Source organism: Lysinibacillus sp. FSL L8-0126, assembly GCF_038630385.1.
Lineage (GTDB): Bacteria > Bacillota > Bacilli > Bacillales_A > Planococcaceae > Lysinibacillus > Lysinibacillus fusiformis_D.
The window spans coordinates 1,023,974-1,050,813 of the sequence record NZ_CP152028.1 but is presented as its reverse complement, the minus strand read 5'-3'; the positions used below and the strand labels follow the sequence as shown (position 1 = coordinate 1,050,813).

At 37.3% G+C, this 26,840-nt stretch carries 22 protein-coding genes; 8 read left to right on the top strand and 14 right to left on the bottom strand.

The features are described 5' to 3' along the window. Positions 1-2 precede the first annotated feature (2 nt). The 3 genes from MHI34_RS04950 (at position 3) to MHI34_RS04940 (ending at position 5,179) form a co-directional block, all read left to right on the top strand. Positions 3-1,724, top strand: coding sequence for an ABC transporter ATP-binding protein (locus MHI34_RS04950; protein WP_340810254.1), 1,722 nt, complete (start codon positions 3-5; stop codon positions 1,722-1,724). After that, entirely contained in the window at positions 1,724-3,556 is a 1,833-nt protein-coding gene (locus tag MHI34_RS04945; RefSeq protein ID WP_271912233.1) for an ABC transporter ATP-binding protein, read from the top strand. Before MHI34_RS04950 ends, MHI34_RS04945 begins: the two co-directional genes overlap by 1 nt. Positions 3,557-4,312: 756 nt before the next feature. Further along, positions 4,313-5,179, top strand: coding sequence for a GNAT family N-acetyltransferase (locus tag MHI34_RS04940; RefSeq protein WP_271912235.1), 867 nt, complete (start codon positions 4,313-4,315; stop codon positions 5,177-5,179). A 265-nt stretch (positions 5,180-5,444) separates the two neighbouring features. On the opposite strand, the gene helD is transcribed toward MHI34_RS04940, so the two are convergent. After that, entirely contained in the window at positions 5,445-7,673 is a 2,229-nt protein-coding gene (gene helD / locus MHI34_RS04935; RefSeq protein ID WP_342504170.1) for an RNA polymerase recycling motor HelD, read from the bottom strand. 157 nt (positions 7,674-7,830) lie between these two features. On the opposite strand from helD, the gene MHI34_RS04930 reads away from it, so the two are divergent. After that, a complete protein-coding gene (locus MHI34_RS04930; protein ID WP_058844765.1) occupies positions 7,831-8,547 on the top strand; it encodes a glycerophosphodiester phosphodiesterase in 717 nt (238 codons plus the stop codon). Between the two features lie 93 nt (positions 8,548-8,640). Here the strand turns inward: MHI34_RS04930 and MHI34_RS04925 are convergent, their stop codons facing one another. Beyond that, entirely contained in the window at positions 8,641-9,663 is a 1,023-nt protein-coding gene (locus tag MHI34_RS04925) for a DUF2804 domain-containing protein (RefSeq protein WP_036117552.1), read from the bottom strand. A 181-nt stretch (positions 9,664-9,844) separates the two neighbouring features. On the opposite strand from MHI34_RS04925, the gene MHI34_RS04920 reads away from it, so the two are divergent. Then, positions 9,845-10,339, top strand: a complete 495-nt coding sequence (locus tag MHI34_RS04920) for an amidase domain-containing protein (RefSeq protein ID WP_036117549.1) — start codon at positions 9,845-9,847, stop codon at positions 10,337-10,339. Between the two features lie 97 nt (positions 10,340-10,436). Beyond that, the gene (locus MHI34_RS04915; RefSeq protein WP_036117546.1) at positions 10,437-11,009 is read left to right on the top strand and encodes a nitroreductase; all 573 of its coding nucleotides are present in this window, start codon (positions 10,437-10,439) and stop codon (positions 11,007-11,009) included. A 54-nt stretch (positions 11,010-11,063) separates the two neighbouring features. Here MHI34_RS04915 and MHI34_RS04910 read toward each other — a convergent pair whose 3' ends face one another. The 7 genes from MHI34_RS04910 to MHI34_RS04880 form a co-directional block, all read right to left on the bottom strand. After that, on the bottom strand, positions 11,064-12,446 hold the full coding sequence (locus MHI34_RS04910) for a dipeptidase (protein ID WP_342504169.1): 1,383 nt from the start codon (positions 12,444-12,446) through the stop codon (positions 11,064-11,066). Between the two features lie 259 nt (positions 12,447-12,705). Next, positions 12,706-14,517, bottom strand: coding sequence for an AraC family transcriptional regulator (locus tag MHI34_RS04905; RefSeq protein ID WP_342504168.1), 1,812 nt, complete (start codon positions 14,515-14,517; stop codon positions 12,706-12,708). A 185-nt stretch (positions 14,518-14,702) separates the two neighbouring features. Continuing rightward, positions 14,703-15,746, bottom strand: a complete 1,044-nt coding sequence (locus MHI34_RS04900) for an NAD(P)/FAD-dependent oxidoreductase (protein ID WP_170829840.1) — start codon at positions 15,744-15,746, stop codon at positions 14,703-14,705. Further along, positions 15,746-16,723, bottom strand: coding sequence for an ABC transporter substrate-binding protein (locus MHI34_RS04895; RefSeq protein ID WP_342504167.1), 978 nt, complete (start codon positions 16,721-16,723; stop codon positions 15,746-15,748). Before MHI34_RS04895 ends, MHI34_RS04900 begins: the two co-directional genes overlap by 1 nt. A gap of 97 nt (positions 16,724-16,820) precedes the next feature. After that, the gene (locus MHI34_RS04890; protein WP_342504166.1) at positions 16,821-18,422 is read right to left on the bottom strand and encodes a helix-turn-helix domain-containing protein; all 1,602 of its coding nucleotides are present in this window, start codon (positions 18,420-18,422) and stop codon (positions 16,821-16,823) included. 141 nt (positions 18,423-18,563) lie between these two features. Next, the gene (locus tag MHI34_RS04885) at positions 18,564-19,307 is read right to left on the bottom strand and encodes a glucose 1-dehydrogenase (protein ID WP_036117533.1); all 744 of its coding nucleotides are present in this window, start codon (positions 19,305-19,307) and stop codon (positions 18,564-18,566) included. Positions 19,308-19,327: 20 nt separating this feature from the next. Continuing rightward, entirely contained in the window at positions 19,328-20,083 is a 756-nt protein-coding gene (locus MHI34_RS04880; RefSeq protein ID WP_036117531.1) for a glucose 1-dehydrogenase, read from the bottom strand. 191 nt (positions 20,084-20,274) lie between these two features. On the opposite strand from MHI34_RS04880, the gene MHI34_RS04875 reads away from it, so the two are divergent. Next, on the top strand, positions 20,275-21,405 hold the full coding sequence (locus MHI34_RS04875; protein ID WP_342504165.1) for a LuxR C-terminal-related transcriptional regulator: 1,131 nt from the start codon (positions 20,275-20,277) through the stop codon (positions 21,403-21,405). Between the two features lie 301 nt (positions 21,406-21,706). Further along, positions 21,707-22,255: an RNA polymerase sigma factor gene (locus MHI34_RS04870; RefSeq protein WP_036117528.1), complete on the top strand. Its 549-nt coding sequence runs from the start codon at positions 21,707-21,709 to the stop codon at positions 22,253-22,255. A gap of 114 nt (positions 22,256-22,369) precedes the next feature. Here MHI34_RS04870 and MHI34_RS04865 read toward each other — a convergent pair whose 3' ends face one another. The 5 genes from MHI34_RS04865 to MHI34_RS04845 form a co-directional block, all read right to left on the bottom strand. Beyond that, entirely contained in the window at positions 22,370-22,816 is a 447-nt protein-coding gene (locus tag MHI34_RS04865; RefSeq protein WP_036117526.1) for a MarR family transcriptional regulator, read from the bottom strand. Positions 22,817-22,838: 22 nt separating this feature from the next. Further along, a complete protein-coding gene (gene spx, locus MHI34_RS04860) occupies positions 22,839-23,243 on the bottom strand; it encodes a transcriptional regulator Spx (RefSeq protein WP_036117523.1) in 405 nt (134 codons plus the stop codon). Between the two features lie 510 nt (positions 23,244-23,753). Further along, a complete protein-coding gene (locus MHI34_RS04855) occupies positions 23,754-25,319 on the bottom strand; it encodes an ABC-F family ATP-binding cassette domain-containing protein (RefSeq protein WP_036117522.1) in 1,566 nt (521 codons plus the stop codon). Positions 25,320-25,353: 34 nt separating this feature from the next. Beyond that, complete coding sequence (locus tag MHI34_RS04850) at positions 25,354-25,539, bottom strand: SE1832 family protein (protein WP_036117520.1); 186 nt, start codon at positions 25,537-25,539, stop codon at positions 25,354-25,356. A gap of 192 nt (positions 25,540-25,731) precedes the next feature. Beyond that, positions 25,732-26,778, bottom strand: a complete 1,047-nt coding sequence (locus MHI34_RS04845) for a hypothetical protein (RefSeq protein ID WP_036117518.1) — start codon at positions 26,776-26,778, stop codon at positions 25,732-25,734. Positions 26,779-26,840: the final 62 nt, after the last annotated feature.

Genomic DNA, 26,840 nt, shown 5'->3' with positions numbered 1-26,840 from the left:
ATGTGAAAGAAGTTTTTTCCTATGTAAGACCATATAAATGGACTGCCATTTTTGCTTTATGTTTAATGCTTTTAGAATTATTTGTGGAGCTTGTACAGCCACTCATTATGGCAAAAATAATTGACGAAGGTGTACGAGCCCAAAATCAAGGGATGATTTTGCAATGGGGAGCTGTTTTACTTGCACTATCAATCGTAGCCTTTATAGCGGGAGTCATTAACTCTTATTTCTCCTCTCATACAGCACAAAGCTTTTCATATGATTTACGAAATGCCATGTTTGATAAAATTCAATCCTTTACACTAGCAACCTATCAAAAATTTTCCACAGCATCGCTCATTACTAGATTAACGAATGATGTCACACAGGTACAAACGGTACTGTTTATGAGCTTACGTATTATGCTTCGAGCACCGCTTGCTGTTATAGGAAGTATCGTAATGGCCTTTGTTGTAAATGCCAAATTGGCGCTGTTTTTAGTGATAGGCGCACCCATCATCTTTATTTTTCTTATTTTTATGGTGGCGAAGGGTGTGTCTTATTTTGGACGTGTACAGAAGAGGGTAGATCGTTTAAATAGGGTATTACAGGAGAATTTACAGGCAATTCGTTTAGTGAAGGCCTATTTACGTGGAGCATATGAGGCTACACGCTTCGATGAAGTTGCTTCACGCTTAAAAATGGATACAGTAAAGGCTTTACGCATTATGGAATATATTATGCCTGTTCTATTATTCATCATGAACATGAGCTTGCTTGCCGTTTTATGGTTTGGTACAAAGCAAATTGCCACAGGGACAACGCCACTTGGCGATATTGTAGCTATTGTCAATTATGCCATGCGTATGACCGGCTCGTTTTCAATGTTTGCGTTTATTATTATTTTTTATGCGCGTGCAAAGGCCTCCGCAGAACGTATGGCAGAAGTACTATCTATGGAAAATGAGGTGGAGGATATTTCCCACTCAGAAGAAGTAGATAGCACAATGCAATATGGAGATCTAACCTTTGAACATGTTTGTTTTACCTATCCAGGAGGAGATGCTCCCGTCCTGTCAGATGTGAGTTTTCAAGTGAGGTCAGGAGAAAAATTAGCGATTATGGGGGCAACCGGTGCTGGAAAGTCAACATTGTTACAGCTAATTCCTCGTTTTTATGAAGTAACGCAAGGAAGAATTCTTGTGGAAGGGCAGGATGTTCAGGACTGGGAATTGCAAGAGCTACGTGAAATCATTGGTTATGTCCCTCAGCAATCATTATTGTTTACAGGAAGTATTGCAGATAATGTACGTTGGGGAGATACTCAGGCTGAAATGGATGCTGTACTACAGGCTACAATGCAGGCACAAATACATGCATCTGTGGAAGATTTCCCAAATGGTTACGACACTAAGGTTGGACAAAAAGGTGTTAATTTATCAGGGGGCCAAAAACAAAGACTATCTATTGCTAGAGCTCTTTTGAGAAAGGGGCATATTTTAATGCTTGATGATAGTACAAGTGCCTTAGATGTTAAAACTGAACAGTCTTTGTGGGAGGCATTAAGTGAAGAGAAGGCAACAATGCTTGTTGTCACACAAAAAATTCGCACAGCTAAAGGTGCAGACCGTATTTTACTGATCGATGCTGGAAAAGTGGTTGCATATGGTACACATGAAGAGCTTTTACAAACTTCAACGCTCTATAAAAAAATTGCAATCTCCCAACAGGAGGTGGAGGATTAATGGGATTTTTCCAAAAACCTTTTGGCTATGAGCCCATTTTGACTAAAGATGATCTGAAGCAAGCTGTGAAGAAAAAGAAAGGGCCTCGTGCAGCAGATTGGAAAAGTACATTGCTTCGACTATGGAAAATTGTCGACGAACAACGCACACTCCTCATTGTGGTTCTTTTACTAGTGATGCTCAGTTCAATTTTAGCTTTAGTTGGTCCTTATTTAATCGGTCAAATGATTGATAATTATGTTATGCATGGCAAGCTTTCAGGTTTAGGTAAGTGGATTGGTGTATTAATTGGTATTTATATTCTGTTAGCTGTTTCACTTTTTCTACAAAACTATTGGATGATTGGTATTGCTCAGCAGACTATTTATAGATTACGAACAAGTATATTTGCTCATTTTCAACGATTACCAGTTGCATTCTTTGATCGTCGCCAACATGGTGAACTGATGAGTCGTATGACGAATGATATTGAAGCTGTCAGCTCTACCTTAAATAGCTCTTTTATCCAAGTGTTTTCAAGTGTACTTACGCTTGGAGGAACCGTCATTATTATGCTTAGTTTAAGCCCTTTGCTGACAGTGCTGACGATGACAATTATTCCGCTGATGTTTTGGGCTATGCGCTGGATTACACGGCGTACAGCACCCTTATTTAAAGAGCAGCAAGTAGCTATTGGCGCTTTGAATGGGATGATAGAGGAAACAATTTCAGGGCAGCGGATTGTCAAAGCTTTCTCACAAGAAGAGCGTATGAAAGCAGAGTTTCGAGAAAAAAGCTCGCGATTAAGAAGAACCGGTTTTTGGGCACAGACATACTCGGGCTATATTCCTAAAGTCATGAACTTTTTAAATAATATGAGCTTTACAATTGTTGCAGGTATAGGAGGCGTGCTTGCGTTATATGGGCATGTGTCGATAGGAGTTATTGTTATATTCACTGAATATGCACGACAATTTACACGTCCTTTAAATGATTTAGCAAACCAGTTCAATACGGTACTATCAGCCATTGCTGGTGCAGAGCGTGTATTTGCCTTGCTTGATGAACAACCAGAGGCAGAAACCGTTCCAGCACAAAAGCATCAGTTATTGGGGCATGTGGCGTTTAAGCATGTGTATTTTAAATATGAGCTGGAAGAAGAAGCTTACACACTAAAGAATGTTAATTTTAAAGTAGAACCTGGACAAACGGTAGCCCTTGTTGGTGCGACTGGAGCTGGGAAAACAACAATCCTCCAACTGATTGCAAGGTTTTATGAGGTAACAAAGGGTGAGGTATTATTTGATGGCATAAATGTACAGCAAATAGATCGTCAATCCCTTCGCTCACAGATGGCTTTTGTATTGCAGGACCCCTTTTTATTTGAGACTTCTGTTCGTGAAAATATCCGATATGGTCGACTGGATGCAAGTGATGCAGAGATTGAGAAAGCTGCCAAGCAAGCGAATGCCCATGACTTTATCATGAAGCTCAAAGATGGCTATGATACGATTCTTGCTGCGGATGGACGCGAGATATCACAAGGTCAGAAGCAGTTACTCTCTATAGCAAGGGCGCTTATTGCTGATCCGAAAATTTTACTTTTGGATGAGGCGACAAGCAGTATCGATACTGTGACGGAAATGGCGATACAAGAGGCGCTTGATACGTTAATGCAGGGTCGCACTAGTTTTGTTATTGCCCATCGATTAAATACTGTGCATAATGCCGATATGATTTTAGTTATGCAAAAAGGTGAGTTAGTAGAAGCTGGACCTCAGCAAAAACTAATTGAATCGGGTGGCCTTTATGCGCAAATGCTTCAGTCCTCCTCGCATCATCTTGAGGAATAGATGAAAAAGGTGATGTCAACGGCAGAAACAGCCATTTTGAAAGGCAAGGGATTGATTGCCGTTCCGCCAGCGTCCTTTCCAGGGGGCGTCTTATGAGCCGCTTTACTCCAAGCAATCATGTACAAAAGTACCTTACCCTTATCTTTCAAACGAGCCGTAGTGAACAAAATAGCCTATTATTTTTGTATGATTAGAGAAAGGATAGCCTCTTATTTTCAATGTGGAGAAGTGATGAGTGACAACAACCCTCTATAAAGAGTAGTGGACACCTTCACTTTATTTAAAAATCTTTGCTAAAAAGAGCAGTAGCGGAGGAAGCGGCTCACAGGGAAGCAAGTAGCCTGCTACGTTAATCCATTTTCACCTTTCACAAAAATTCTATGGATGGTTTACGATGAAAAGAGTAATTTCATGTGAAATTACTCTTTTTTCGTTAAATTGAAATGTTATTAATTTGAATAAATAGTATAATATTATAAAAAAAGATATCTAATAGGAGTTTCTGTATAGTTTAAAAGTAACTGTGTAAAAAAGATTAATTATCTCTCATTTTGAGAAATTAGCATAATATTTTATATCTATAATTTCTAGTAAATTTCAGTCATTTTCATGAATTTTTATAGTATAAATCCTTTTATTATTCTGTTTTTTGAAGTAAAATTCTGATTAATAGTGGGTATTTATATATTTTGTTGCCAGTTTATTTTTATTCTTGCTACAATAGGGCAATAGTCTGACACAGGAACGGAGTAAAAGATGAATATTTCAGTGATGACAGTGTCTTTTCCATTAGATGGAGAAACATTGAAAGAAGTAAAACTATTATGTGAAGAAGCAACCATTCATGATTATCGAGTATATGAAACCATTATGAGTGTACCAATGGCTAGCTCTTTTGAGTCAAAGGGCTTTATGGTACTAGCATATGAGGATGAACAGGATTTGTTAGTAGGTGCAGCTAGTGCCATTGATTTGATGGGACTTCATACATATGAATGGTCATTAGTAGTAACACCTGCATATCGACAGAAGGGTATTGGAGCTGCATTAGTTGAGGGTATACAAGCTGGCTTAGCAGATAGAGGAGCGGAGGGGCAATTAGCTGTAGTAATTGATGGCTCTCCTTATGGACATGCATTTATTGAAAATAAAGGTTATGCCTACAGCTTTTCGGAAGCAACATTAGAAACAAAAGCAGAACCAGTAGAATTACAAACGGATATTAGTATTCAACCTTATGCTGGTGAGCAGGGGGAATTGATTGCCATCTATAGTGAAGCTTTTGGTGATTTACCCGAAGAATCAGAGGAACTCATTGCCTTTAATACATCTACAAATGGACGAAAGCTTTGGGTTGCTTATCGAGATGGCCTTGTTGTTGGAACTGTGACGACTGCTCAGGAAAATGAAATCCAATGGGTAACAGCACTTGCTGTTCATCCAAATTGTGAGGGACAAGGTGTTGGAACGGCATTGCTTTCTTTTTCAAAGGATTATGCGAGCAAAGTTGGTGCGAAATTTGTTATGCTCGATGTAGAAATTGACAATAAAAAAGCATTATCTGTCTATGAAAAGGCAGGTTTTATGAAGGCACAGCAAATCGATTATTATGTAAAACAGTAGGAAAAAGGGCGAGGAGTGGTATTTAACATCAACTCCTCGCTCGTTTTTTATCATAATTACCTACTATCTTCATATAGTATTAATAAGCTTTAAGAAAGGAGTCGTGATCATGCGCATGCCAGCATTGCCAAAAAAGAAGTCTCCTCCAAAGGAAGCCCCTAGATCATGGTGGAAAGTAGTTAAAGCTTATTTATCGAAAGGGAAGTTTTATCGATTGCCGCCAAGAAACTGATGATGAATGAAAAAGTCGCCTTCTAGCGACTTTTTAATTTTCTAATAAAAATGTATTTTTGGATGGGCCAATTAAATAGAGTTCATGCATTGCTCGTGTGAGAGCTACATACAGTAGTTTCCGATCAATTATTGTATCGTAAAAGGGTGTTTCAAAGGCAGCTACAATGACGGCATCAAACTCAAGCCCTTTAGCAAGATGACTTGGTACAACAAGCAACATTTCCTGATTAATCGATTCATTTTCTGTTAGCAGCTGTGAGGCAATTTTGTTGTCTTTCAATGTATGTTGCATCGAAATGGCTTCAGCAGTAGTTTTGCAAATTAAAGCGATAGACCGATGACCATTTTGACGAATAGCTTCAAAAAACTCTTTAATTTTTAAGGCATCAAATTGATCTGCTTGAATAAAACTTGGCACATTACCGTGACGAACAACTGGCTCAACCAGCGGTAGCTGCTCATTCATTTGCGCTAAAATTTGATTAGCGACTTCCATAATTTCAATGGTTGTTCGATAGCTTTTTTGCAATGTTCGGAAGCTTGCACGAGGAAATAAACTTTGGACAGGTTCCCAGGCAGTTAATGAGCGATAGCTATGAATTCCTTGAGCTAAATCGCCAACCATTGTAAACATGTCTGTATCAAGACCTGTTTTTAAAGCAGCAAGCTGAAACAAACTATAATCTTGTACTTCATCGATAAAGACAACACGCATTTTCCATTCATCTGGGATGCCTTTTAGACGTGCTTGTAAATAGTATAGTGCGGCTAAATCTTCGAGTGCCCATTGTTCTTTACGATGTGCCTGCAAAAATTGCTGTTGTTCAAGATAATGCCATTCAGGAGCTAGCTCTGTTAAAAGTTTGGCGTCGGTAAGAAGGGTGCGATAAAGTGTTTTAATGTTATGTTTAGGAAAGCGACGCATATAGGCAGTTGCAGTTGTTTTCGTTTCTTTTTCTATTGCTGGAATTCGTTCGTCGCGTTCATCGATAAATTTTGTGACAACACGTCGACGCTTTTCATCATCCCGTATACCATTTAAGGCTTTACCCAATGCTTCATCATATTTTTTATGGAGTGTAGCTAAGACAGCCTGTTTTTTTTGGCGGACATGGCTAGCTAACACCTTTTTTATATGTGCAAGGCGTTTTTCTATTGGCATATAAGAAAACTCATATAAAAACAGTTTCTTTAGATGAGCAGCTCGCATAATACAGTATTTTTCAATATAAACATCTTCGAATTGTTGCGCGATTTCTTGCTCCAGCTTCTGGATATAGCGCTCAATGACATCACGATAATAAAGTGAACCTTTCACTTCAGCGATCCACGCAGTAGGCTGATGATTTCCACCAGCAACGAGCAATTCTAATTGCTCATTTGGATTTTGAAGCTTTAATTTTAATTTAGTGGCAGCAAGAACGTAGTCTGTAAAAGTAGTTTGGCATATTTTATCGACACCAAGCTCTGGTAAAACATCACCTATATAATCAATAAATAGCTTATTCGGTGCTAAAATCATGAGCTGTTCAGGATTAAAATGCTCGCCCATTGTGTAGAGGAAATAAGATATTCGGTGGAGAGCGATAGTTGTTTTTCCACTACCTGCTGCACCTTGTACAATAATTGGTTGACGAAGATGTGCTCGAATAATTTCATTTTGTTCCTTTTGGATTGTCGAGACAATTTCAGTTAAACGAACATCTGCTTTCCCAGCCAATGCTTCTTGTAGGAGTTCATCGTTTGTTGTTAGATCAATATCCCGTATATCGAGTAATTCGCCGTTCTCGATCTTATATTGTCTTTTAGCAAAGAGATGTCCTTTATGAACTTCTCCACGGACATCGTACTCCATATCACCAAGACGTCCATCATAATAAACATTGGCTACGGGTGAGCGCCAGTCAACAATAATGGGTTCATGGGTTTCACGATGAAATAGTGAGGTTTTCCCAATATAAAGGAATTCTTCAGGATCACCTGTCTTTTGGAAATGGATTCGGGCAAAATAGGGCTTTTTCCGAACGGCTTCTAGACCTTCTTTTTGATTACGAGCCATTTCAAAGAATCTGGCGTTTGTTAAGATATTTAAATAACTTAAACTCGAATCTAAGTAATCAAGGTCAGCCATGGATTTACGGATATTTTCTTGAGCGGATTGTAGATCTCGTTGTGATTCGTCTAATATTTGTTGCATATAACTTTGGGTATAGGTTAACCGCTCTACCTCAGCCTGAAAATCCGGATGTTGTACAGTCATTTTTAGCACCTCCTAGGTACTTACAATTTCAAAGTAGATTATCATACTACTATATATAATATTTACCATCAAGTGAAAGCTAAATAGTTAATTATGCTACTATTACATTGGGGTTGGAAAGTTTTTCTTTAAATGATAATAGAGGAGGTTAATGATTTTGGACATTTTTGCACATAGAGGTGTTTCGATAAACTATCCAGAAAACACGATGGCAGCCTTTCAAGCAGCATCAAAGCTTCCTATAGCAGGGATAGAGCTGGATGTTCATTTAACCGCAGATAAAGAGGTAGTGGTCATTCATGATGAAACCATTAATCGTACCTCCAATGGTTCAGGCTATGTAAAAGATTTTACATTACAGCAATTGCGTACATTTGACTTTGGTTCGTGGTTTTCTCCAGAGTTCGGAGATGAAACAATCCCTACGTTAGGGGAAGTGTTAGAGCTTTTTGCAGGTACCAACCATCGTATTAATATTGAACTGAAAACAGATATTATCTCATATGAAGGGATTGAAGCGCTCGTACTCAAAGAAGTGGCTGCACAGCAAATGACTGAAAGAGTAATCATTTCATCTTTTAATCATGAATCATTGCAAACAGTATCAAAAATAGCACCTTATATAGAAAGTGCGGCGCTGTTTGCAGAAGTGTTAGTAGATTTTACTTCGTACATTGCTCTTATTCCAGCTAAAGCGTTACATGTAAGTTTACCAACGTCATTTCGTAAATCAGTTAAACTAGCTCTCGCTGAAGGAGCAACTGTCCGTGTATATACTGTTAATGATCAACGTGATGCTCGCTATTTACAGCAACTAGGTATACAGGCGATATTTACTGATGACCCAGAGAAAATATTACAGGCCCTTAGTTAAAGCAAGGAAGGGGCTAGGAGACAAAAAGCTTCCGTGGAATAAGTAGCATTTTTGTAATACCCACGGAAAGCGACGTCTTCTAGAAGATACGTTCTACCATTTCGCACGATGTTCTTCAATACATCCGAGCATTTGTTGAATAACAAGTGTTTCACCATTGTCGAGTAAAATGGAGCCGTCGTAATAGCCAAATAGTTGATGTACCTCCGATTTAACTAATTTGGCATTAGTTTGAGCAACACGTTCAAAAAAAGGGGAGAAGGTTAATGAAACCTGATTAGAAAATTTCGTTTTTACTTTCCAACGTTGCATATAGTCTCCAGAATCATATTGAAACAAAAGATCCTCATGTATTTTGGTCATTTTACCATCAACAAAAACAGCATTTTCAGTCATGCCAGTACCATCTGTCCATTTACCTCCTAAGTTCAGTCCAATCCGTCTTCCTCGAACTCGCTGAGAGGCCATTCCCCAATTCCATAATGCTTGGCGTGGCCATACACCTCGTCCATAATCTAACACTGCAAAATTCTCTTCGGCCGAAAAATTATAACGGCGAGTACCAATTGTGACAACACCTGAAGTTGGGAGTATATGATGCTTGCCTGTAAATTGAAATGTTTTGCGATTCCAAGGGATGACAACATTTAAGGTTTCATCAGTTGGGGGATGTTGGACGATAAGCTTTGCACGTAAAACATCACCATCAAAGTCTGGTATGGACACCGATAGATGCGTTTCATTTTGTATATATAATAGATCAATCATCATTTCGCTATTTTTAAATGAGACGGATTCTAAAACCTGTGTCGGCATTTTTAATTTACCACCGAAGGGAATGGTAATCGTTTTTTCGAAATAGCGCTGTGTTTCATATTCAAGGAAATAAACAAAGCAGACAGCAGCATAATCTAAATGACTAATCGTAGCAGAAAACAAGATTTCGTCACCATAGATACACCAATAGTTCCATTTCTTTTTGCGCATGAGATGGCCGCTTAAATTGCTGTTAATAAGGGGCTTACGTGCAAATCCGATGGCTGCTGGATTTAAATTACCTTTTTTATCGCATAAAAGAGTAGGCTGTAAAATTTCTTTCTCAGCATGCTGCTTCACAATTAACATCCCTTCCAGTCATAAAATAAAATCTGCATTGTATTACTCTTTATTGTAGCAAAAATGTTCTTGAAAATGGAAAGGAACGTGCTGAATATAATTGATTTCAATAAGAATATGAGTAAGGACCTAACTAATAGAAAGTCATGAATAGACATATGATGGCATGAGGAGGGGATGTATGGCAAAAATGTATAACAGGCAGGCTGCAGTTCAATATGCTAATTTATGGTGGAACAGACGCAACCCAGCTTTTCCAAACTTTGATGTAGATTGCACAAACTATATATCTCAATGCTTACTTGCGGGTGGCGCACCAATGCGTGGCGCACCGAGTAGAGATAAAGGTTGGTGGATTCAACAAGGGAATTGGAGCTTTAGCTGGTCTGTGGCTCATTCATTAAGGTGGTATTTAGAGGGATCTACAACTGGATTGAAGGGTAGGCGTGTTCAATCGGCAGAGGAGCTAGAGCTTGGGGATGTCATTTTTTATGATTTTCAAGGAAATGGGAGAATTGATCACTCCGTTATTGTCACAAGTATTCAAAATGGTATTCCCTATGTCAATGCCCATACTTCGGATAGTATTAATCGACCTTATTTTTACGAGGATTCCACTGCCTATACACCGAGTATGACTTACTTTTTCTATCATATAGATGACAGCTTTGCTTAAGAAGAGATAGTTTTAAAGCATATCATTTTGTGATAATGTGAAAGATAGAAGAGACCAACTCTAATATGTTGTCTTATGGTAGAAGGAGAATAGAAATATGAGCGAACAAATTTTATCGGTTAGAGATGCAATTATTCAACGTCGTTCCATTAAAAAGTTTAATGGTCAGCCTGTAGATCGTGAGGATTTGATGGCTATTATCGATGATGCTGTCTGGGCACCAAATCACGGTAACCGTGAGCCTTGGCGTTTAGTAGTAGCCTGTGGAAAGGAATTAGCAGACCTACACCAGCTATTACGCGACCTGACAATTCCAAAATGGCAGGAGCTTTCAAGTGAAGATTTAGCGAAGCAAATGATGAAATTTACATTACCAGGTGGCTATGCTTTTGTAATCGTACCAGAGGATGCTCGTCAAAAAGAACGTTTAGAAGATTATGCAGCTGCAAGTACGTTTATTCAAAATATACAACTGCTTGCGTGGGATAGAGGCATTGGTTCTTGCTGGAAAACGCCAGGCTTCTTAGATAATCCGAAATTCCGTGAAGCTTTAAAGGTTCAGCCAGGTGAGCGTGTCATTGCCATGCTACAAATGGGTTATTTTGATGAAGTACCGAAAGGCAAGGAACGTAAACAATCAGCTGAAATAGTGACGATTTTTGGTGAATAACCGAAAAAAATCCCTTCACTTTAAAAGTGAGGGGATTTTTTAATGGGACGATATTTATTTTTGTAAATCAGAAACCTCGTATAAGTAATCACTTAACACACGTAAGCCTTTATCGAAGTTTTCTAAATGGAAGTGTTCGTTCGGTGCGTGGAAGTTTTCACTTGATAAGCCGAAGCCCATTAACACCACAGGTAAATCTAAAATTTCATCAAAGGCAGCTACAATAGGGATAGATCCTCCGCCACGTGTGTATGCAGTTGGTACATTATACACTTTTTCATAGGAACGTCCAGCTGCTTGGATAAATGGATGATCGAAAGGTGTTAAGAATGGACGCCCTTTATCAAATTCAGAAACATTGATTTCCACACCAGTAGGTTTATGTTTTTCAACATGGGCTTTTAATAGTGCTACAATTTCGTCAGGCTCTTGATTTGGAACAAGACGGCATGTGATTTTAGCACCAGCTTCCGCAGGTAGAACCGTTTTGATGCCTTCACCAGAGAAGCCACCAAATACACCGTTAACCTCTAGTGTTGGACGAGCCCAAGTGCGTTCTAAATAAGAAAAACCTTGTTCACCGAATAATTCTTTTACGCCAACTTCCTGTTTAACTGATTCCTCATCAAAGCCAAGTGCTAAATAAGCTTCACGTTCTTCTTCTGATAGTGGCAATACTTTATCATAGAAGCCTTCAACTTGAATCGTTCCATGCTCATCACGGAAGGATGCTAAAATTTCAGCCAATGCATGGATAGCATTTTGGACGCCGCCACCATAAAGACCAGAGTGTAGATCTCCTTTAGCTCCACGAACATCAATTTGAATGCCTGTTAAGCCACGTAATCCATAGCATACCGCAGGCTTACCAGGACCATAAAGACCCGTATCAGAAATTAAAATTAAATCTGCTGCGAGTTTTTCCTTATGTTCTTCAACATAAGCAGGTAGATGCGGACTGCCGATTTCTTCTTCGCCTTCATAAATGAATTTGACATTGACTGGTAAAGTCCCTGTTGTTGCAAAGAGTGCCTCAATCATTTTTAAATGCATAAACACTTGTCCTTTATCATCACTCGCTCCACGGGCAAATAATTTATTGTCACGAATCGTAGGATTGAACGGCTCGCTATCCCATAAATTTAATGGATCAACAGGTTGTACATCATAATGACCATAAAATAAAATAGTTGGTTTCCCTTCAGCATGTAACCAATCTGCATAGACAACAGGGTGCCCAGCTGTTTGTGTAATAGAGATATTTTCAAGATTTAGTTTTTCAAACGCATTAGCTAGCCATTGTGCTGCCTGTTGAATATCTTCTTTATGCTCAGATAGAGAACTGATACTTGGAATTCGTAAAAATTCATTCAGTTCATTTAAATGTGCCTCACGATGTTCTGTAAAATAAGCATCTAATTGCTGTAAATTTGTCATCTAGCATCCCTCTTTCCAATATTTCGATAATAGAAATAGTATAGCATAATGTGGTAGGGAAGTGCCGTCATATCAGAGCCACTGCTATTTTTATTTGGGAGGAGTTTACTAGTCATTTTCTAAAACTTTTCAATCAAGTTCGAATGATGATATAGAGTAAAGTAGATTGTTAAGAAAAATGTGACAAAGTCTATAAGAGAGAGCTTTGCCACACTCGGGAAATGGTAATATAAACCATGGAAACTATAAAAAGTTCGTCTTATTTTGTTTTCTTATCATTGGCACGCTCGATAAATAAGTCAGTTAGATCGTTCATTTGACCAATAACAGAAATGGGGTCTGTAAACCAAAATTTGAAATTATCTATTTCGTACACTTCATTATTTTTAACAACATCTAAACTTTTCCATACAGGAGCCGTTGTAAAGTCGACTTTAGGCGTGTCGGCCGCTCTTGCAACGATAACACGGTCCCCTACAAAGTCTGAAATTTTTTCTGAAGAAATTTGTACCCATGGGGTTTTTATAGTAGTTTCTGCTTTTACAGCTGGCGCCATTTGTAAGCCTAATCCTGTATAAACAGGATACCCTGTATAACCATCGCCATAAATAGTGATGGTTCCTTTACCATCCAGTATATCCATAACAGTTATTGTTTCTTCAGGCTTAATAATACGAGCAATTTTTTGGCGAGCGGTTTGAACTTGTTGTTGATAGTTTTTTTGCCACTCCTGGGCAAGATTTTCTCGATTTAAAATAATACCAAATTCTTTAATGAGTTTAGGTATATTTTCTTCGTATTCAATATAGATGGTAGGTGCAATTTTAGAAAGCTGCTCATACATTTCTTTATTACCTGTAATAATTAGATCAGGTTCTAATGAAAGTACTTTTTCTATAGAGTCTCCGATCACCTCAATTTCTTTTTTATCTTTTTCAGGAATATAGGGGTTTTTTAGCTGCGCTTCATTCGAACCAACTGGTTTGACATCTAAAGCAAGTAAGTAACCTAAATAAAAATCAGTAACAATACGTTGCGGATTTTTTTTATACGTAATATCACCATTGATGGAGTGATAAACCATTGTTTCCTCTGATTCTTTGGTAGTGTCGTTGTTTGTACAAGCTGTTAATAATAAAGCAGCACATAAAACAAATGAAGCTACTATAGTATGGTTCCAATTGAATTTCATTGGTAAAAAGCCTCCTTCATATTGATAACAATTATCATTATATAAAGGTCCTCGATTGAATACATCGGAGGATTTTAGCTCAAAATTAGGATTATTCAACACTAGAGAATTGGGTAAATATAATCTTTTATATTGCCCAGGCGTTAACCCAGTATGTTTTTTAAATAGGCGAGTAAAGTAAGAAGAATCTTCGTAACCAATTTGCTTCGAAACTTCTTGGATTGAATGATGTGTTTCAACTAAAAGCCGCTTTGCATGTTTGATACGAGTATGTAATAAATAATCAATTAGACCATAACCAGTTTGATATTTAAATTGTTTAGAGAGATAAGATACACTGTAATTCATTTTTTCTGCAATTGTATGACGCGATAAATTTTCATGAAAATGCTTATTTATATAATCTAATGTTTGAGAGGTTAACTGTTCCTCATGCAATCTATTTGAATCTAGTGTATACATTTCATAGATTAATTCTGCTAAGTATAATTTTGTCTTATATTTACTGGCGTCAGTGTGCATTTCCCATTGTGTGTTTATGTTATCTATTAAAGTTAGCCAATGCTTCGGTGCATCATAAAAAATGAGAGGCTCTAAGGGCTCAGATACTATGTTATCAAAAGAAACATTACAATAGATCCATAGACATTCTGAAGATGGTTCCTGCGTGACATGTATGTTTATAGGGTCATGAACAATCAAAAAGATGTTTTTATGGTGTAAAAGGGGAGTATGATGTAAGTCCCATTCGCCAGACCCTTGAGCAATAAAACCGAAAATACAGTTACAAGTAATGACAGGCATTAACTGTGGATTTTTAGATATATGTAAAATGGTTAATTTTGCCGAGTCCCAATCTGCTAAAGTAAGGTTTTTCAATTGATGGTTCACTTCTTTCAATAGGTTATATTACGATAATACAATTAATGATAATGATTCTCAAATAGATGCTTGTATCGTAGAAGTGAAAATTTTCTTAAAAACATACGAAAAAAAGTAAACTGCATTCAAATGATTAGATTGACTCTAATCATTTGAAGTGCAGTTATGCAAGATGTTTCTATTTAATTAGACATATAGCGTTGTATAATTTTTTCATTTTTTTCAGCGAAGCGGTCATTGTGAGAGGATACACCAGCCATATCGACTCCGGTAGGATCTAAATATAGCTTCGCGCTATTAACGGCTAGAATGGCATCATTAAACGCACCAGCTATCAGGCGAACCTTACTAGGGTGAGTAATAAAATCACCAGCACCAAATATGCCTGGAATACTTGTGTGCATTTTAGGCGAAACAGATATACCATATTCTTCACATTCAAAGCCCCATTCCATAATAGGACCGTAGAAGGATCGTTCAAAGCCGTGATTAACAATTATTTCATCGACTTCAAATTGTGTGCTCTCACCAGATGTAACATGTTGGACAGTAACCCGTTCTATTTTGGTGTTGTTGCCATGCAAACTAGTCACAACATAGGGGACTAGTGATGTGGCAACTTGCTTCATTTGCGAAACAGATGATTCAAACGCTTTGAAATCTTCTCGACGATGAACAACAATGACTTCCTTAGCAATTGGTGCAATGGCAATCGCCCATTCCACAGCAGAGTCACCACCACCTGAAATTAAAACACGTTTATTGGCAAACTTAGATTTATCCGTAACTGTATAGTGTAAATTAGTTAATTCGTAACGATCTGCTCCTTCTATATTTAACTTTTGAATTTTGGTAATACCACGACCTGCTGCTAAAATGACCGTTCTGCTAAAATGACGTTCTCCTGTTTTAGCAATTAACTCAAAAATTTTATCTTCCCGCTGTTCCATGCCAACAATTTCTTGCCCATAAACGATGGTTGGATCAAATGTTTTCGCTTGAGTAATAAGTGCATTTATTATTTCTTCACAGCGAACAGGCTCAACACCACCTACATCCCAAATTAGCTTTTCTGGATACGTTCTCATAAAACCACCGAGCTCATGCTTAATCTCAATAATTTTTGTTCTCATTTCGCGCATCCCACTATAAAATGCGGAATACATGCCAGCTGGTCCACCACCAATAATTGTTACGTCATAAATGTCTTGTTCATTTATTGACATTAGGGCACCAACTTTTCAACAATATAGTCGATTAGTAGTTCTGTGCCAATAGGACCTAGTCCAACTGCATAATCCTTTGTATCTAATGGGAACACGCGACCATTCTGTACAGCCTCCATGGATTGCCATAGCGGACTATCTTCTAAACTCTTCATCGATTCATCACTGCTATAATTTTCTAACACTCTCTTTTCAACGAAAATATAGTCTGGTTTAATTTCTGGTAAGATTTCAAGAGATAACGGTGTTAACCAATCTTCTGAATCTGCTAATTGTTCTGGAATTTTTAATCCTAGCTGACGATAGATTAAACCACTACCTGGTCCCTCTGCTTTAGCGCCCATGAAGCGATACTGTTTTGGTTCAACCCTTAATACCATGACTGTTTTATCGCCAATGGCTTGTTGTAGTTTTACTTTAGCTTCTGTCACTTTGTTATTGTAAGCAGTCAGGGTTGCTTCAGCTTCTTTTTCTTTCTCAAAAACTTTACCTAATGCAGGAAGTGCTTCTTCTATAGAACCATTGGCATCCACGGCAAGGGTAGGGGCTATTTTACTTAGCTCTTCATATTTTTTAGCATCGATCACATTCCCTTGCACGACAATTAAATCAGGAGCCAATGAAAGTATTTGCTCTAAATTTTCTTCATATTGAGGGGTATTAATCATTTCTACATTATTTTCTTTAAAAAGCTTTGGACGATAGTCAGGCTCTATTTCATCTACCACTAAAACTTTTTGGGGCACAATGTCAATAGATAGTAAAAACTCTGCATAATTAGAGTTAAACACCAACATATTTTTAGGATTTGTCGGGATCGTAACATCGCCGAAAAGTCCTTTAACGGTTTTGGTAGTAGCCGCTGTTTCTTCTGATGACTGTGTGTTTTGATTGTCTTCCGTTGGCTCACTATTACATGCAGCCAAAGCGAAAACCATCATTAGCAATGGTAAGAAAGCATAATATTTTTTAAACATTTCTCTAATCTCCTTTTTTGATAATGATTATCATTTTCAAATGTTAGCAAATTAGAGAAAGAGAAACCATAGAGGATTGTGTTTATTCAATTGGACTTTAGTGTTGTTCTTTAAAAAATTGATAGAGATTTTGTAGAATAATAGGTTTTCCAAAAATACCACAGTTGTTTAGTCCAAGTGACGTATCAACGAAAAGAATACGATTGTTTTTAACAGCATCTAACATGTTCCATTGATCACTATTTAGTAAGTTTTTCATATTTTCCTCAGAGCTGAAATAATCCATTATTCGTTTTTCTAGCAATAAAAAAATAGGGTTGGCCTGTAATAAATCTTCTAGTGACAAGTCATTAAAGCTATATTCTTTCCCTTGTAAATTTGGAGGCATAGAAAGATCGAGTTCGTTATAGAGTAGCCGAGCAATCTCGCATGATCTTTCACCGATATATCGATAACCAAAATGCTCAACCCTTAAATATACTAGCGTAGGTTTTCTTCGTAGAACATTTGCTAAGTCCTGTTTATACTTTTTAACGTTAGTAAGAGATTCGTTAATTAATGAAGCTGCTTGCTCCTCACAGTGAAATAGTGTCCCGAAATAGTTGATTAAGCTCGTCATTTCATTTGGTAATCCACTAATAACAGGAGCAATTTCACGTAATTCATTTTTAATTTGATCATCTAGTATATTGCCAATAATTAATGTAGGCTGTTGGCGTTGAATTTGGTCAATATCAATGATGTAATGCCCCATATCCATAGTATGAATTTGATGGGAGTTAAATAATGCCCGTTGATAACTGGGCACTAGGGAAGCAGTAGTCACTACACTATGAGGGATAATGTTTAGTGCCAGTGCAATCTCAGCATACAGGGGAGATAAAAAATATATCCGCTGCTGAGCAATTGATTTTATATAATTTTTTGGAGAGACGCCAACTATTGCTTTAAATCGTCTACTAAAGTAATGGGCATCTTCAAAGCCGACATTTTTAGCAATGTCCTGTGAGCGTGCTGAAGTAGTGAGTAAAGCCTCCTGTGCACGATAAATGCGATAAGTTGCTAGATATTCTGATAAAGATAAGCCATATTGCTCCTTAAATTTTCGAGAAAAGTGCCATGGGCTAATACCGATACTATTAGCTAATTGTTCTCTTGTAATCAATTCATTGTAATGGTTATGTATATATTCAATTGATAGTTGTAATTTATTTTCGACCGTGAGTTTTTCGTTATTTTGCGGCTGATATACATGTTTTAGTAAGGTGTATAAAATATATTGATTCATAATGATGGAAGTGTTTGAAGTATGATCTATAGGCTCCATTAAATCACGGCTAATCGTAGCCAATACTACCTCAGGAATTTTGGTCATTTGGGATTCATTTTCAAGAATAGGTTGCCGTTCACTAAGGGTATGAGTAGTGAGGTCATATATGTCAAAATAAATGATCCATCCGGCTAATGCATAATTGCTATTGTCCAGTATCTCGACAACAGAATTTTTCTCAACGGCTAATAAATTGCCTAGGTGTACATGTTGTACCCGACCATTTATACTCCATGAAGCTTGCCCATCTGTAATTAAAATGAGTGCATTATTTGTCATAACATGGACAGTCCTACCTTTTATCCATCCATTCGTAATACGGTGTGTAGCTTGCCATTGCGCAAACCAAGATTGATGTGATTGATACATAGGAACACCTCTTCAATGTAAAGTATAGCTATGTATTAGAATAACAAATATTGTGCGAGTAGGAATATAAGAGTGCGATATCTTATAGTAAATAAAAAAAATCTGATTTCTAGAAAACATTGAAATCAGATCTTACTAAAATTAATGAGCAGTATACCCGCCATCAACAAGAAGCGTTGTACCATTGACAAAGCTTGCGTCGTCGCTTGCTAAGAAGAGAACAGCTTTTGCAATTTCTTCTGGTTTACCAAGGCGACCTTGTGGATGAAGGGACGCTAAATATTCTTTCTTTTGCGCATCGACTTCAGCTAGTAGAGGAGTGTCGATATAGCCAGGACATACTGCATTTACGCGAATGCCTTGTTTAGCGTAAGCTGTACATAGATTTTGCGTTAATAATTTTACGCCACCCTTTGCAGAGGAGTAGGCTGTAGGGTTTGGCAAGGCGACAAAGCTATGAATAGAGCCAGCGTTGACAATGACACCACCAGTTCCCTGTGTAAGAAACTGTTCGATGGCATATTTATCAGAAAGAAATACACCTGATAAATTAATATCAATCGTTCTTTTCCATTTTTCGAAAGAAAGCTCATGTGCTGGTGCATCGTCAGCTACGCCTGCATTGGCATACATAATATCAAGTTTACCGTAGTTAGTAACGGTTTCCTTAATCATGTTTTGAATATCTTCTTCGCTAGTTACATCTGTTTTTACGAAGAGTGTATCAAAACCATTGTTATTTAATTCGTCAGAAACAATTTGTCCACGATCTGAAAAATCGGCGATAACTACTTTAGCGCCTTCTTGTACAAAGAGACGAACTGTGGCTTCACCGATACCACTGGCCCCACCTGTAACGATTGCTACTTTATCTTTTAGTTTCATTTCAATGACCACCTTTATTGTTATTTTGCTGTTGCTCCGCCATCAATGACGAATTCTGCACCTGTTGAGAACGAAGATTCATCAGAAGCTAAAAATAATACGGTTTGCGCTACTTCTTTAACAGAGCCTAAACGTCCTAATGGGAATAAATTTTTTCCTAATTCATCTTTAGTGCTTCCAGTTGTTGCTGATGCATAGTCTGCCATACCTGTATCAATATAGCCAGGATGGATCGAATTGACGCGTACGCCATATGGAGCATATTCCATTGCAGCATCTTTTGTCATAATGCGAACGGCACCTTTACTTGCTCCGTATAATACGTGTCCAGCAGCGCCTGTTAAGCCAGCGATGGAAGAGGCATTAATAACTGAGCCCTTATTATGTTTAGCCATAAGTGGCATAATATATTTCATACCTAGGAAGACACCAGTCACATTGATGGACATTAAGCGATTCCAATCAGAAAGCTCGATTTCTGCAAGTGGTTTAATGATATAGATACCTGCATTATTGAAAAGAATATCTACTTTGTTAAATGTTTTGATTGTTTCATCTGCGACCTTTTTCCAGTCTTCCTCATTGCTAACATCATGATGTACAAATAATGCTTCACCGCCAATTGCTTGGATATCGCGGATAGTGTCGTTACCAGATTGTTCATTTATATCAGTAATAACTACTTTTGCTCCTTCTTTAGCAAATAATAGTGCCGTTTCTTTCCCGATTCCTGTACCTCCACCTGTAATAATGGCTACTTTATTTTCCAGTCTCATTTCAAGCACGCACCTTTCATTATTTCTGGTTATATGGTTACCTTGGGATTCAAAAGTATTCGCATTGTTTAGCGATACTTTCATCTTACTCTTTTCAATTTGAAATACTATCCTATAAGATGCTGTATAATATAGTAAGTGAATATCCTCCATTTATAGGGTATTGTTAGTGTGAAGGAGAAGAATTTCCTATGACGCATCCATTTCAGTTAATTGAAGAAGTAACATTACAAGAGTTTGTGTTATTTATTAAAATTCATCATCAACAAATTGAAGAAAATGTCAATATTTACCTCAATTTAGCACCTTCTATAGCCGAAGAAGATCGAAAAAGGGCAGCGATGCTACTGGATTCATTTTTGCGTTTGATGACATATACGAACATTGATGAACTAAATGATGGTGATAAGTCTTTTTTTAATACGTGGCTTCAGGCACAGTTATCTATAATCGATCGGAAGAGCTTTAATTTATTCCAATTAATTTTTGAGAAATCATTGATTACCTTTATGATTCAACAAAAGAGTAGCCGAACGAATGCCATCTTAATGTATGTATTATCGTTATTTACGTTTCTCGTACAGCTTTACGATGACTGTGAGCGAGATGACAAAAGGAATAACGGATCTACTGAAAATCAAGAGTTACGGCATTTACAGTTATTAGATAAGCTAAATAAATTGCTGATCAGTTCCTCAGGCTATCAGGATTTAGCCTATATTTTAAAAAAATGTGAAGAGTATTTTAGTTATAAAAGATGCGTATTTTATGCATATGTTCCATGGTCCAACCAATTTTACGGGGTTATTGGGGCGGAACTTCCTAAAGTGCAAAGTATGAAAGGGCAGTTGAATGGGGAAAACGCTATACTTAGTTCAAGAAAACCTATTTATTTGAAAAATCCTAAAAATTACGTAAAAGAGGAGCATATTCAATTATTTAATTTATCCTCCATCATCTTTATTCCTATTATGAGGCGAGACCAATTATTTGGATGGCTAACATTTGATCAGCTAGGCGAGGAATTTGATTGTACAAAGGAAGAATTATCACTTCTTGAAGAAGTAGGGAAGCGTCTAGGTTTATTTTTATCACGTAAGGGCGAGAAGGTAGAAAAAAACACAGAGCTTCATTTAACAGAACGGGAGTCGATGATTCTTGGCTTGCTTGCTGAAGGATATGATAATAAAAAAATTGGTGGTTTATTATTTTTAAGTGAGCATACGGTCAGGGATTATGTTAGCAGTCTCATGACAAAGCTTAAAGCAAAGAACCGTACACAGGTCGTTGCCTCCGCCTTTCGTCTAGGGCTGTTAAGCTAGCATAAATGCACTTCTGCTAGGAGTGCATTTTTTGTGTCTTTATAAACCGAAAAATGCGTCTTTAATTTTCTGATAATAAACGCTATTTAATATATAATGTTAAAAATAGGGAAGTATTGTTATAAAGTGATTTTTAGTAGGAGAAGTAATATAGTAGTAAAACAATTTTTACGAATATTACAAGCAAAAGCGATTAAGCTTACACGATTGTAATGAAATTGAAAGCCAATGCGATAGAGTGTAATACATTATTTTGCGAGAATGTGTATAGAAGCAAGAACAAGAAGCGGAGGCATACACAATGAATGAAAAATTAGAAGGCGTATACGAGGAATACAATCGTTATATATATCACTTATGTTTGAAACTAACTCGCAATAATGTAGAGGCTGAAGATTTAATGCAAGAAGTATGGGTAAAGGTTGTACGCTATGAAGACAGCGTTGCCGAGGTAGAGCATATTAAAGCTTGGCTGACAACTATTACAATGAATACATTTAGAGATCGCTATCGTAAAAAAGTACGTCGAAGCAAATATATGATGAACCAACCTGAAACATTAGACGTACCGATTTTAGATTTGGTTCCCAATAATGAAATTTCGACGGAAGAAAAAATTGAAAAGGATATTGTAACAAAACTCGTACAGGATAAAATGGAGCAATTAGATGCTATTTATAGAAAGACTTTATGGTATTTCTACATAGACCAATATTCACTTGCAGAAATCTCTACAATTATGAAGGTTTCTATTGGTACTGTGAAATCTCGTTTATTCCGTGCAAAGGCTCGATTAAAAGAAATGCTCATGTCTGATACAGCAATTGTGGAATCTGTGCTACCAGCATAATAAAAACAGATTGGTCGCACACCACAAGTACTTAGGCGGAAGTATTCGGTCGATTAATCTAAAAAAAAGATGCACTCGCAAATAGTTGCGATGCATCTTTTTAGTTTGTGCTCTTTATTCTGACCGATTAGATTCAACATCTAATAGACATTTTGAAAAAATCGTTCGTAATGTTTGCAGTTCTTCAGCTGTGAGCATACCAAACATATTGTTAATAATTTCACTCACTTGTTGACGCGATTCTTTTAAGATGTTCTCACCCTCTGTAGTAATAACTAGTTGTGAGGCTCGTCGATCTGTGGCATGCTGTGTTTTTTCAATAAAGCCAGCATTAATCAGCTTTGTTGTTAAAACGGTAACACCACCAGTTGTTACTTTTAACCGCTCAGCAATAGCAGAAGGGCGTTTTGGGCCCTCCTGCGATAAGTAGTCTAAAATTAAAATATGGGATTTTGAAAAGCCGAGCACATTATGATTATTCCACTCGTTTGCCCACTTACGCTCAATAGATGAAACGACTTCAAACAACGAGGTAATGGCTTTTTGTTTTTCTTGATCCATAGAGGTCATCTCCAAAACTGTTTTAACTTTCTTGTGCCAATCTTGTCATCGCATTTAATTCGTAAGCACGTACTTTACGTGGGATAAAACGACGGATGTCCATCTCATTGTAACCAACTTGAATACGTTTTTCATCTATTAAAATAGGGCTACGCAACATTCTTGGGTGTGCTTGAATAATAGCGTATAGCTCTTGGATAGAAAGTTGGTCGATGTCGATATTTAAGTTTTTAAAGTCATTTGAGTTTGTTGCAATGATTTCATCTGTACCATCTTCAGTCATGCTTAGAATTTCTTTGAATTCTGCAAGTGTAAGAGGGTGAGATGTGATACGTTTTTCTTTATATTCAATATTGTGATCTTTTAACCATTTAAGTGCTTTTCTGGATGAAGAACAGCTCGCTTGTGAGTAAATTGTAACTGTCATTCTTCATTCCTCGCTTTCTGTATTAGATTATATTTTATAAATAGCTTATCAGTAAGTTATATAGTTTATATATATATCTTACTAGTAAGCTATATATAAATCAATAGTTAATTGAAAGAATTTCTCAATCAAATTAATATTTTTTCAATTCTATTTAATTATACGAAGAGAAGAGTAAAAAGTTTCGTTCTTTCTGCTTACAATGATGTAAGTTTCAGCTGATATTACAGATTTTGAAGAGAGGCCAGCGTGGCAACTCAGTGAACCGTTATTACAAGAAGTGACTATTATGTAACTTCTAAAAAACTGTAGGTAATTGATGACGAATTAATAGGGACTACTAGATGAATGAGCTGATCTCGTAGGAGAGCATTAATTGGAAGTAGGAGTAAAATAGTTAGTCCACTGATTATAGTATGTTTAAATGTGGTCAATTATACATAGAAGTTTGAAAAAAATAAAAAAAGCAGTCCCATAACATGTGGGAACTGCTCTTAAAATGAGCTGGTCTTAGCTTTGTTGTCCAGAAGTGAACCAATCTTGAACGTTCCAGACTTTTGTTGCGAGTCCATCATAGAAATCTGGTTCGTGGCTTACCAGTACAATAGTGCCTTTAAATTCTTTCATGGCACGTTTTAATTCATTTTTCGCATCGACATCTAAGTGGTTTGTCGGTTCGTCAAAAAGAAGCCAGTTCGCTTCTTCCATCATTAATTTACATAAACGAACTTTTGCTTGCTCTCCACCAGATAAAGAATTCAATGGACGTGTAATATGGTCGGTTTTTAGACCCGCTCTTGCTAATGCTGCACGTACTTGAGCCTGCTCCATCGAAGGGAAGGCATTCCAAACATCATCAATTGGTGTTATTTTTTCTGCTTTTACTTCTTGTTCAAAGTAAGACGGATACAGGTAATCACCTCGAATGACTTTCCCATCAAGAGGGTTAATTTTACCTAGCATTGTTTTTAATAATGTGGACTTACCCACACCATTCATGCCAACTAGAGCGATCTTTTCTCCTCGTTCAATAGCAAAAGATAGTGGGGGTAGTAATGGCTTGTCTTTATCGTACCCAATGACCAAGTTCTCTGCCTCTACTACATAGCGGCTGGAAGAACGTGCTTCTTTAAATCCGAATTCAGGTTTTACCGCTGTTTCTGGGCGGTCAATTCGCTCTAAACGATCAAGCTGCTTGGCGCGAGATTTTGCACGACCAGTAGTGGAGTAACGTGCTTTATTTTTAGCGATAAAGTCCTCTTGTTTCTTAATGAATTCCTGTTGCTTCTCATAAGCATCAATATGTTGACGTTTATTGATTTCAGCAAGCTCTAGGAATTTTTCGTATGTTGCTGTATAACGAGTTAATTTTGAAAACTCAAGTTGGAAGATGACATCCACCGTTTCATTCATAAATTCTGTATCATGTGAAATTAAGAGGAAGGCGTATGGATAGTTCTTTAAATAGCTTTTCAGCCAAGTAATATGTTCCTCATCGAGATAGTTCGTCGGCTCATCTAGTAAAAGTACTTTTGGTTTTTCTAGTAACAGCTTAGCTAGTAGGACCTTTGTGCGTTGTCCACCAGAAAGTGCAGCTACATCACGTTCTAAGCCAATAGCATCAAGGCCTAGTCCACGTGCAACCTCTTCAATTTTCATATCTAATGAATAGAAATCTCCTGCATCAAGTGCGTCTTGAACCTCTGCCATTTGTTCTAACAGTACTTCTAATTCCTCAGGTGTAGCTTCTGCCATCTTACCTGTAATTTCATTAAGTTCTTCTTCTTTTTTATATAATGGTAAAAAGGCATCACGCAAAACATCACGCATTGTTCTACCAGCAGTCAGTACTGTATGTTGGTCGAGATAACCATAGTGTGTACCAGGAAGCCACTCTACTTTTCCTGTATCGTGAATCGTTTGTCCTGTAATAATGCCCATTAATGTCGATTTACCTACACCATTAGCTCCTACAAGACCAATGTGGTCACCTTCTACTAATCGAAATGATACATCTTTAAAGAGTGTACGATCACCGAAAGAATGACCTAAATTTTCAACTGTTAATATTGCCATATATGTTCCTCCAACTGTCCATCTTGTTTACATTTTAAAGTGCTGCGAGCTGCTTGTTTAGTTCTGCTAACTTGGCTTCCATATTCGCAAGGCGTTCCTCGGCTTTTGTTACCTGATCGTTGTGCCCAGTAGACTCCAATTTTTCTATATCACCTTGTAAATTCATATAGTCCATTTTTAACTCTTTAATTTGGTATTCAATATCGCTTTTTGTTGGCATGATGATTACTCCTTTTTGAGAATATTTTATCGTGAATGCGTGTAAAAGCGATGGAGGTTTTTCTAATCCCCCACCGCTTAGTCATTAAAATCAATCGGGTACTGGTTGAATTTACTTATATTCCAACGTCCATAAGAGGAGTTGAAGTGAAAAATTCTTATATATTGTATCATAATCATCTTCGAAGTAGCACTAAGTAGAAGCGATATTGTGTCGATCATAAGCAAAATCTAAGAGTAATGCTTGGAGTGTTTCATTGTTACTAGCAAGATTGAGTTGTCGTTGTTTTCTTACAGCTCGTTCACTGCGAGCCTCGTGTAATAGAAATTCCATGACAGCATTTTGGATTTGAGACTGCTTCATTTTACGACCAAGTCCAAGATGAATAAAACCATTATGCTCTCGAGGAAAAGCATGAAGAAGCTCAGCTTCAGTTTGTGCAAGTGTAATGCATGGCACACCATAAGAGGCAATTTTATAAGGCGTATAATTAGCATTACAAATAATGACATCAGCTTTTGGTAATAGTTTGAGAAGTGCGTTTTTATCACGAAGAATGGCCGTATTACGACGACTAAGTACCATCATTTGCAAATCATCCGTTGCATGGCGATAGCTATCATCAATCATTACTGTAATTTGTAGTGGAATTTGTAGCTGTGTTAAGTGTCGAAGTGTTCGGTAGGTTAAGTTATGCTCGTCCCCATCCTCAAAAGCAACGACGATATGAGGAGGATTTTCAGGTGTTTTACTATCAGGAATATCATCAAATTGTTGGTAGGCCTCTGGTAGTGCAAAAACAAAGCTTCCACCAATATAATGCGATGGTAAATAATCTTTCACTTCTTGATAGAGTGCTAGTAATACACAGTCACAGGCTTGACCACCTTCACCAAAATCATCAAAATGAATCATTGTTTTGCAGAAAGGTCGTAAATCCTGTACTTGCCAGCCTTCAGAATTACGGCCATCTCTAACGATTAAATCAGGTTGAAGTCCTTTGATTTGCTTAGGTAATTCGTTAAAGTGGTCAAATAAAATTGGAGAAAGACCTTCATTCATTAAAATTTGGATGCCATCATTTGAAGGAGTCTTGACAAATATAAAAACTTTCTCATTCGTAAGTAACTTAGCCAATGTTGAAACCCGTTCAAAAGGATACAGCCCTTTATCAATACAGCTTTCAATAATGAAAACAATCGTTTTTTTTGGTTCAATTGCTTGTGTTTCTTTTTGCAAATGTATCCCACCCTTTCCTCTGTCTCTTTAAATTATGGCGAAGAAAGAGCAAGTATGTGTAA

Excerpts from the sequence above, each read along its gene's own strand:
- MHI34_RS04945 (WP_271912233.1), top strand. The coding sequence starts at position 1,724 with ATGGGATTTTTCCAAAAACCTTTTGGCTATGAGCCCATTTTGACTAAA.
- MHI34_RS04940 (WP_271912235.1), top strand. The coding sequence starts at position 4,313 with ATGAATATTTCAGTGATGACAGTGTCTTTTCCATTAGATGGAGAAACA.
- helD (WP_342504170.1), bottom strand. The coding sequence starts at position 7,673 with ATGACTGTACAACATCCGGATTTTCAGGCTGAGGTAGAGCGGTTAACC.
- MHI34_RS04920 (WP_036117549.1), top strand. The coding sequence starts at position 9,845 with ATGGCAAAAATGTATAACAGGCAGGCTGCAGTTCAATATGCTAATTTA.
- MHI34_RS04915 (WP_036117546.1), top strand. The coding sequence starts at position 10,437 with ATGAGCGAACAAATTTTATCGGTTAGAGATGCAATTATTCAACGTCGT.
- MHI34_RS04910 (WP_342504169.1), bottom strand. The coding sequence starts at position 12,446 with ATGACAAATTTACAGCAATTAGATGCTTATTTTACAGAACATCGTGAG.
- MHI34_RS04900 (WP_170829840.1), bottom strand. The coding sequence starts at position 15,746 with ATGTCAATAAATGAACAAGACATTTATGACGTAACAATTATTGGTGGT.
- MHI34_RS04895 (WP_342504167.1), bottom strand. The coding sequence starts at position 16,723 with ATGTTTAAAAAATATTATGCTTTCTTACCATTGCTAATGATGGTTTTC.
- MHI34_RS04890 (WP_342504166.1), bottom strand. The coding sequence starts at position 18,422 with ATGTATCAATCACATCAATCTTGGTTTGCGCAATGGCAAGCTACACAC.
- MHI34_RS04885 (WP_036117533.1), bottom strand. The coding sequence starts at position 19,307 with ATGAAACTAAAAGATAAAGTAGCAATCGTTACAGGTGGGGCCAGTGGT.
- MHI34_RS04880 (WP_036117531.1), bottom strand. The coding sequence starts at position 20,083 with ATGAGACTGGAAAATAAAGTAGCCATTATTACAGGTGGAGGTACAGGA.
- MHI34_RS04875 (WP_342504165.1), top strand. The coding sequence starts at position 20,275 with ATGACGCATCCATTTCAGTTAATTGAAGAAGTAACATTACAAGAGTTT.
- MHI34_RS04870 (WP_036117528.1), top strand. The coding sequence starts at position 21,707 with ATGAATGAAAAATTAGAAGGCGTATACGAGGAATACAATCGTTATATA.
- MHI34_RS04865 (WP_036117526.1), bottom strand. The coding sequence starts at position 22,816 with ATGGATCAAGAAAAACAAAAAGCCATTACCTCGTTGTTTGAAGTCGTT.
- spx (WP_036117523.1), bottom strand. The coding sequence starts at position 23,243 with ATGACAGTTACAATTTACTCACAAGCGAGCTGTTCTTCATCCAGAAAA.
- MHI34_RS04855 (WP_036117522.1), bottom strand. The coding sequence starts at position 25,319 with ATGGCAATATTAACAGTTGAAAATTTAGGTCATTCTTTCGGTGATCGT.
- MHI34_RS04850 (WP_036117520.1), bottom strand. The coding sequence starts at position 25,539 with ATGCCAACAAAAAGCGATATTGAATACCAAATTAAAGAGTTAAAAATG.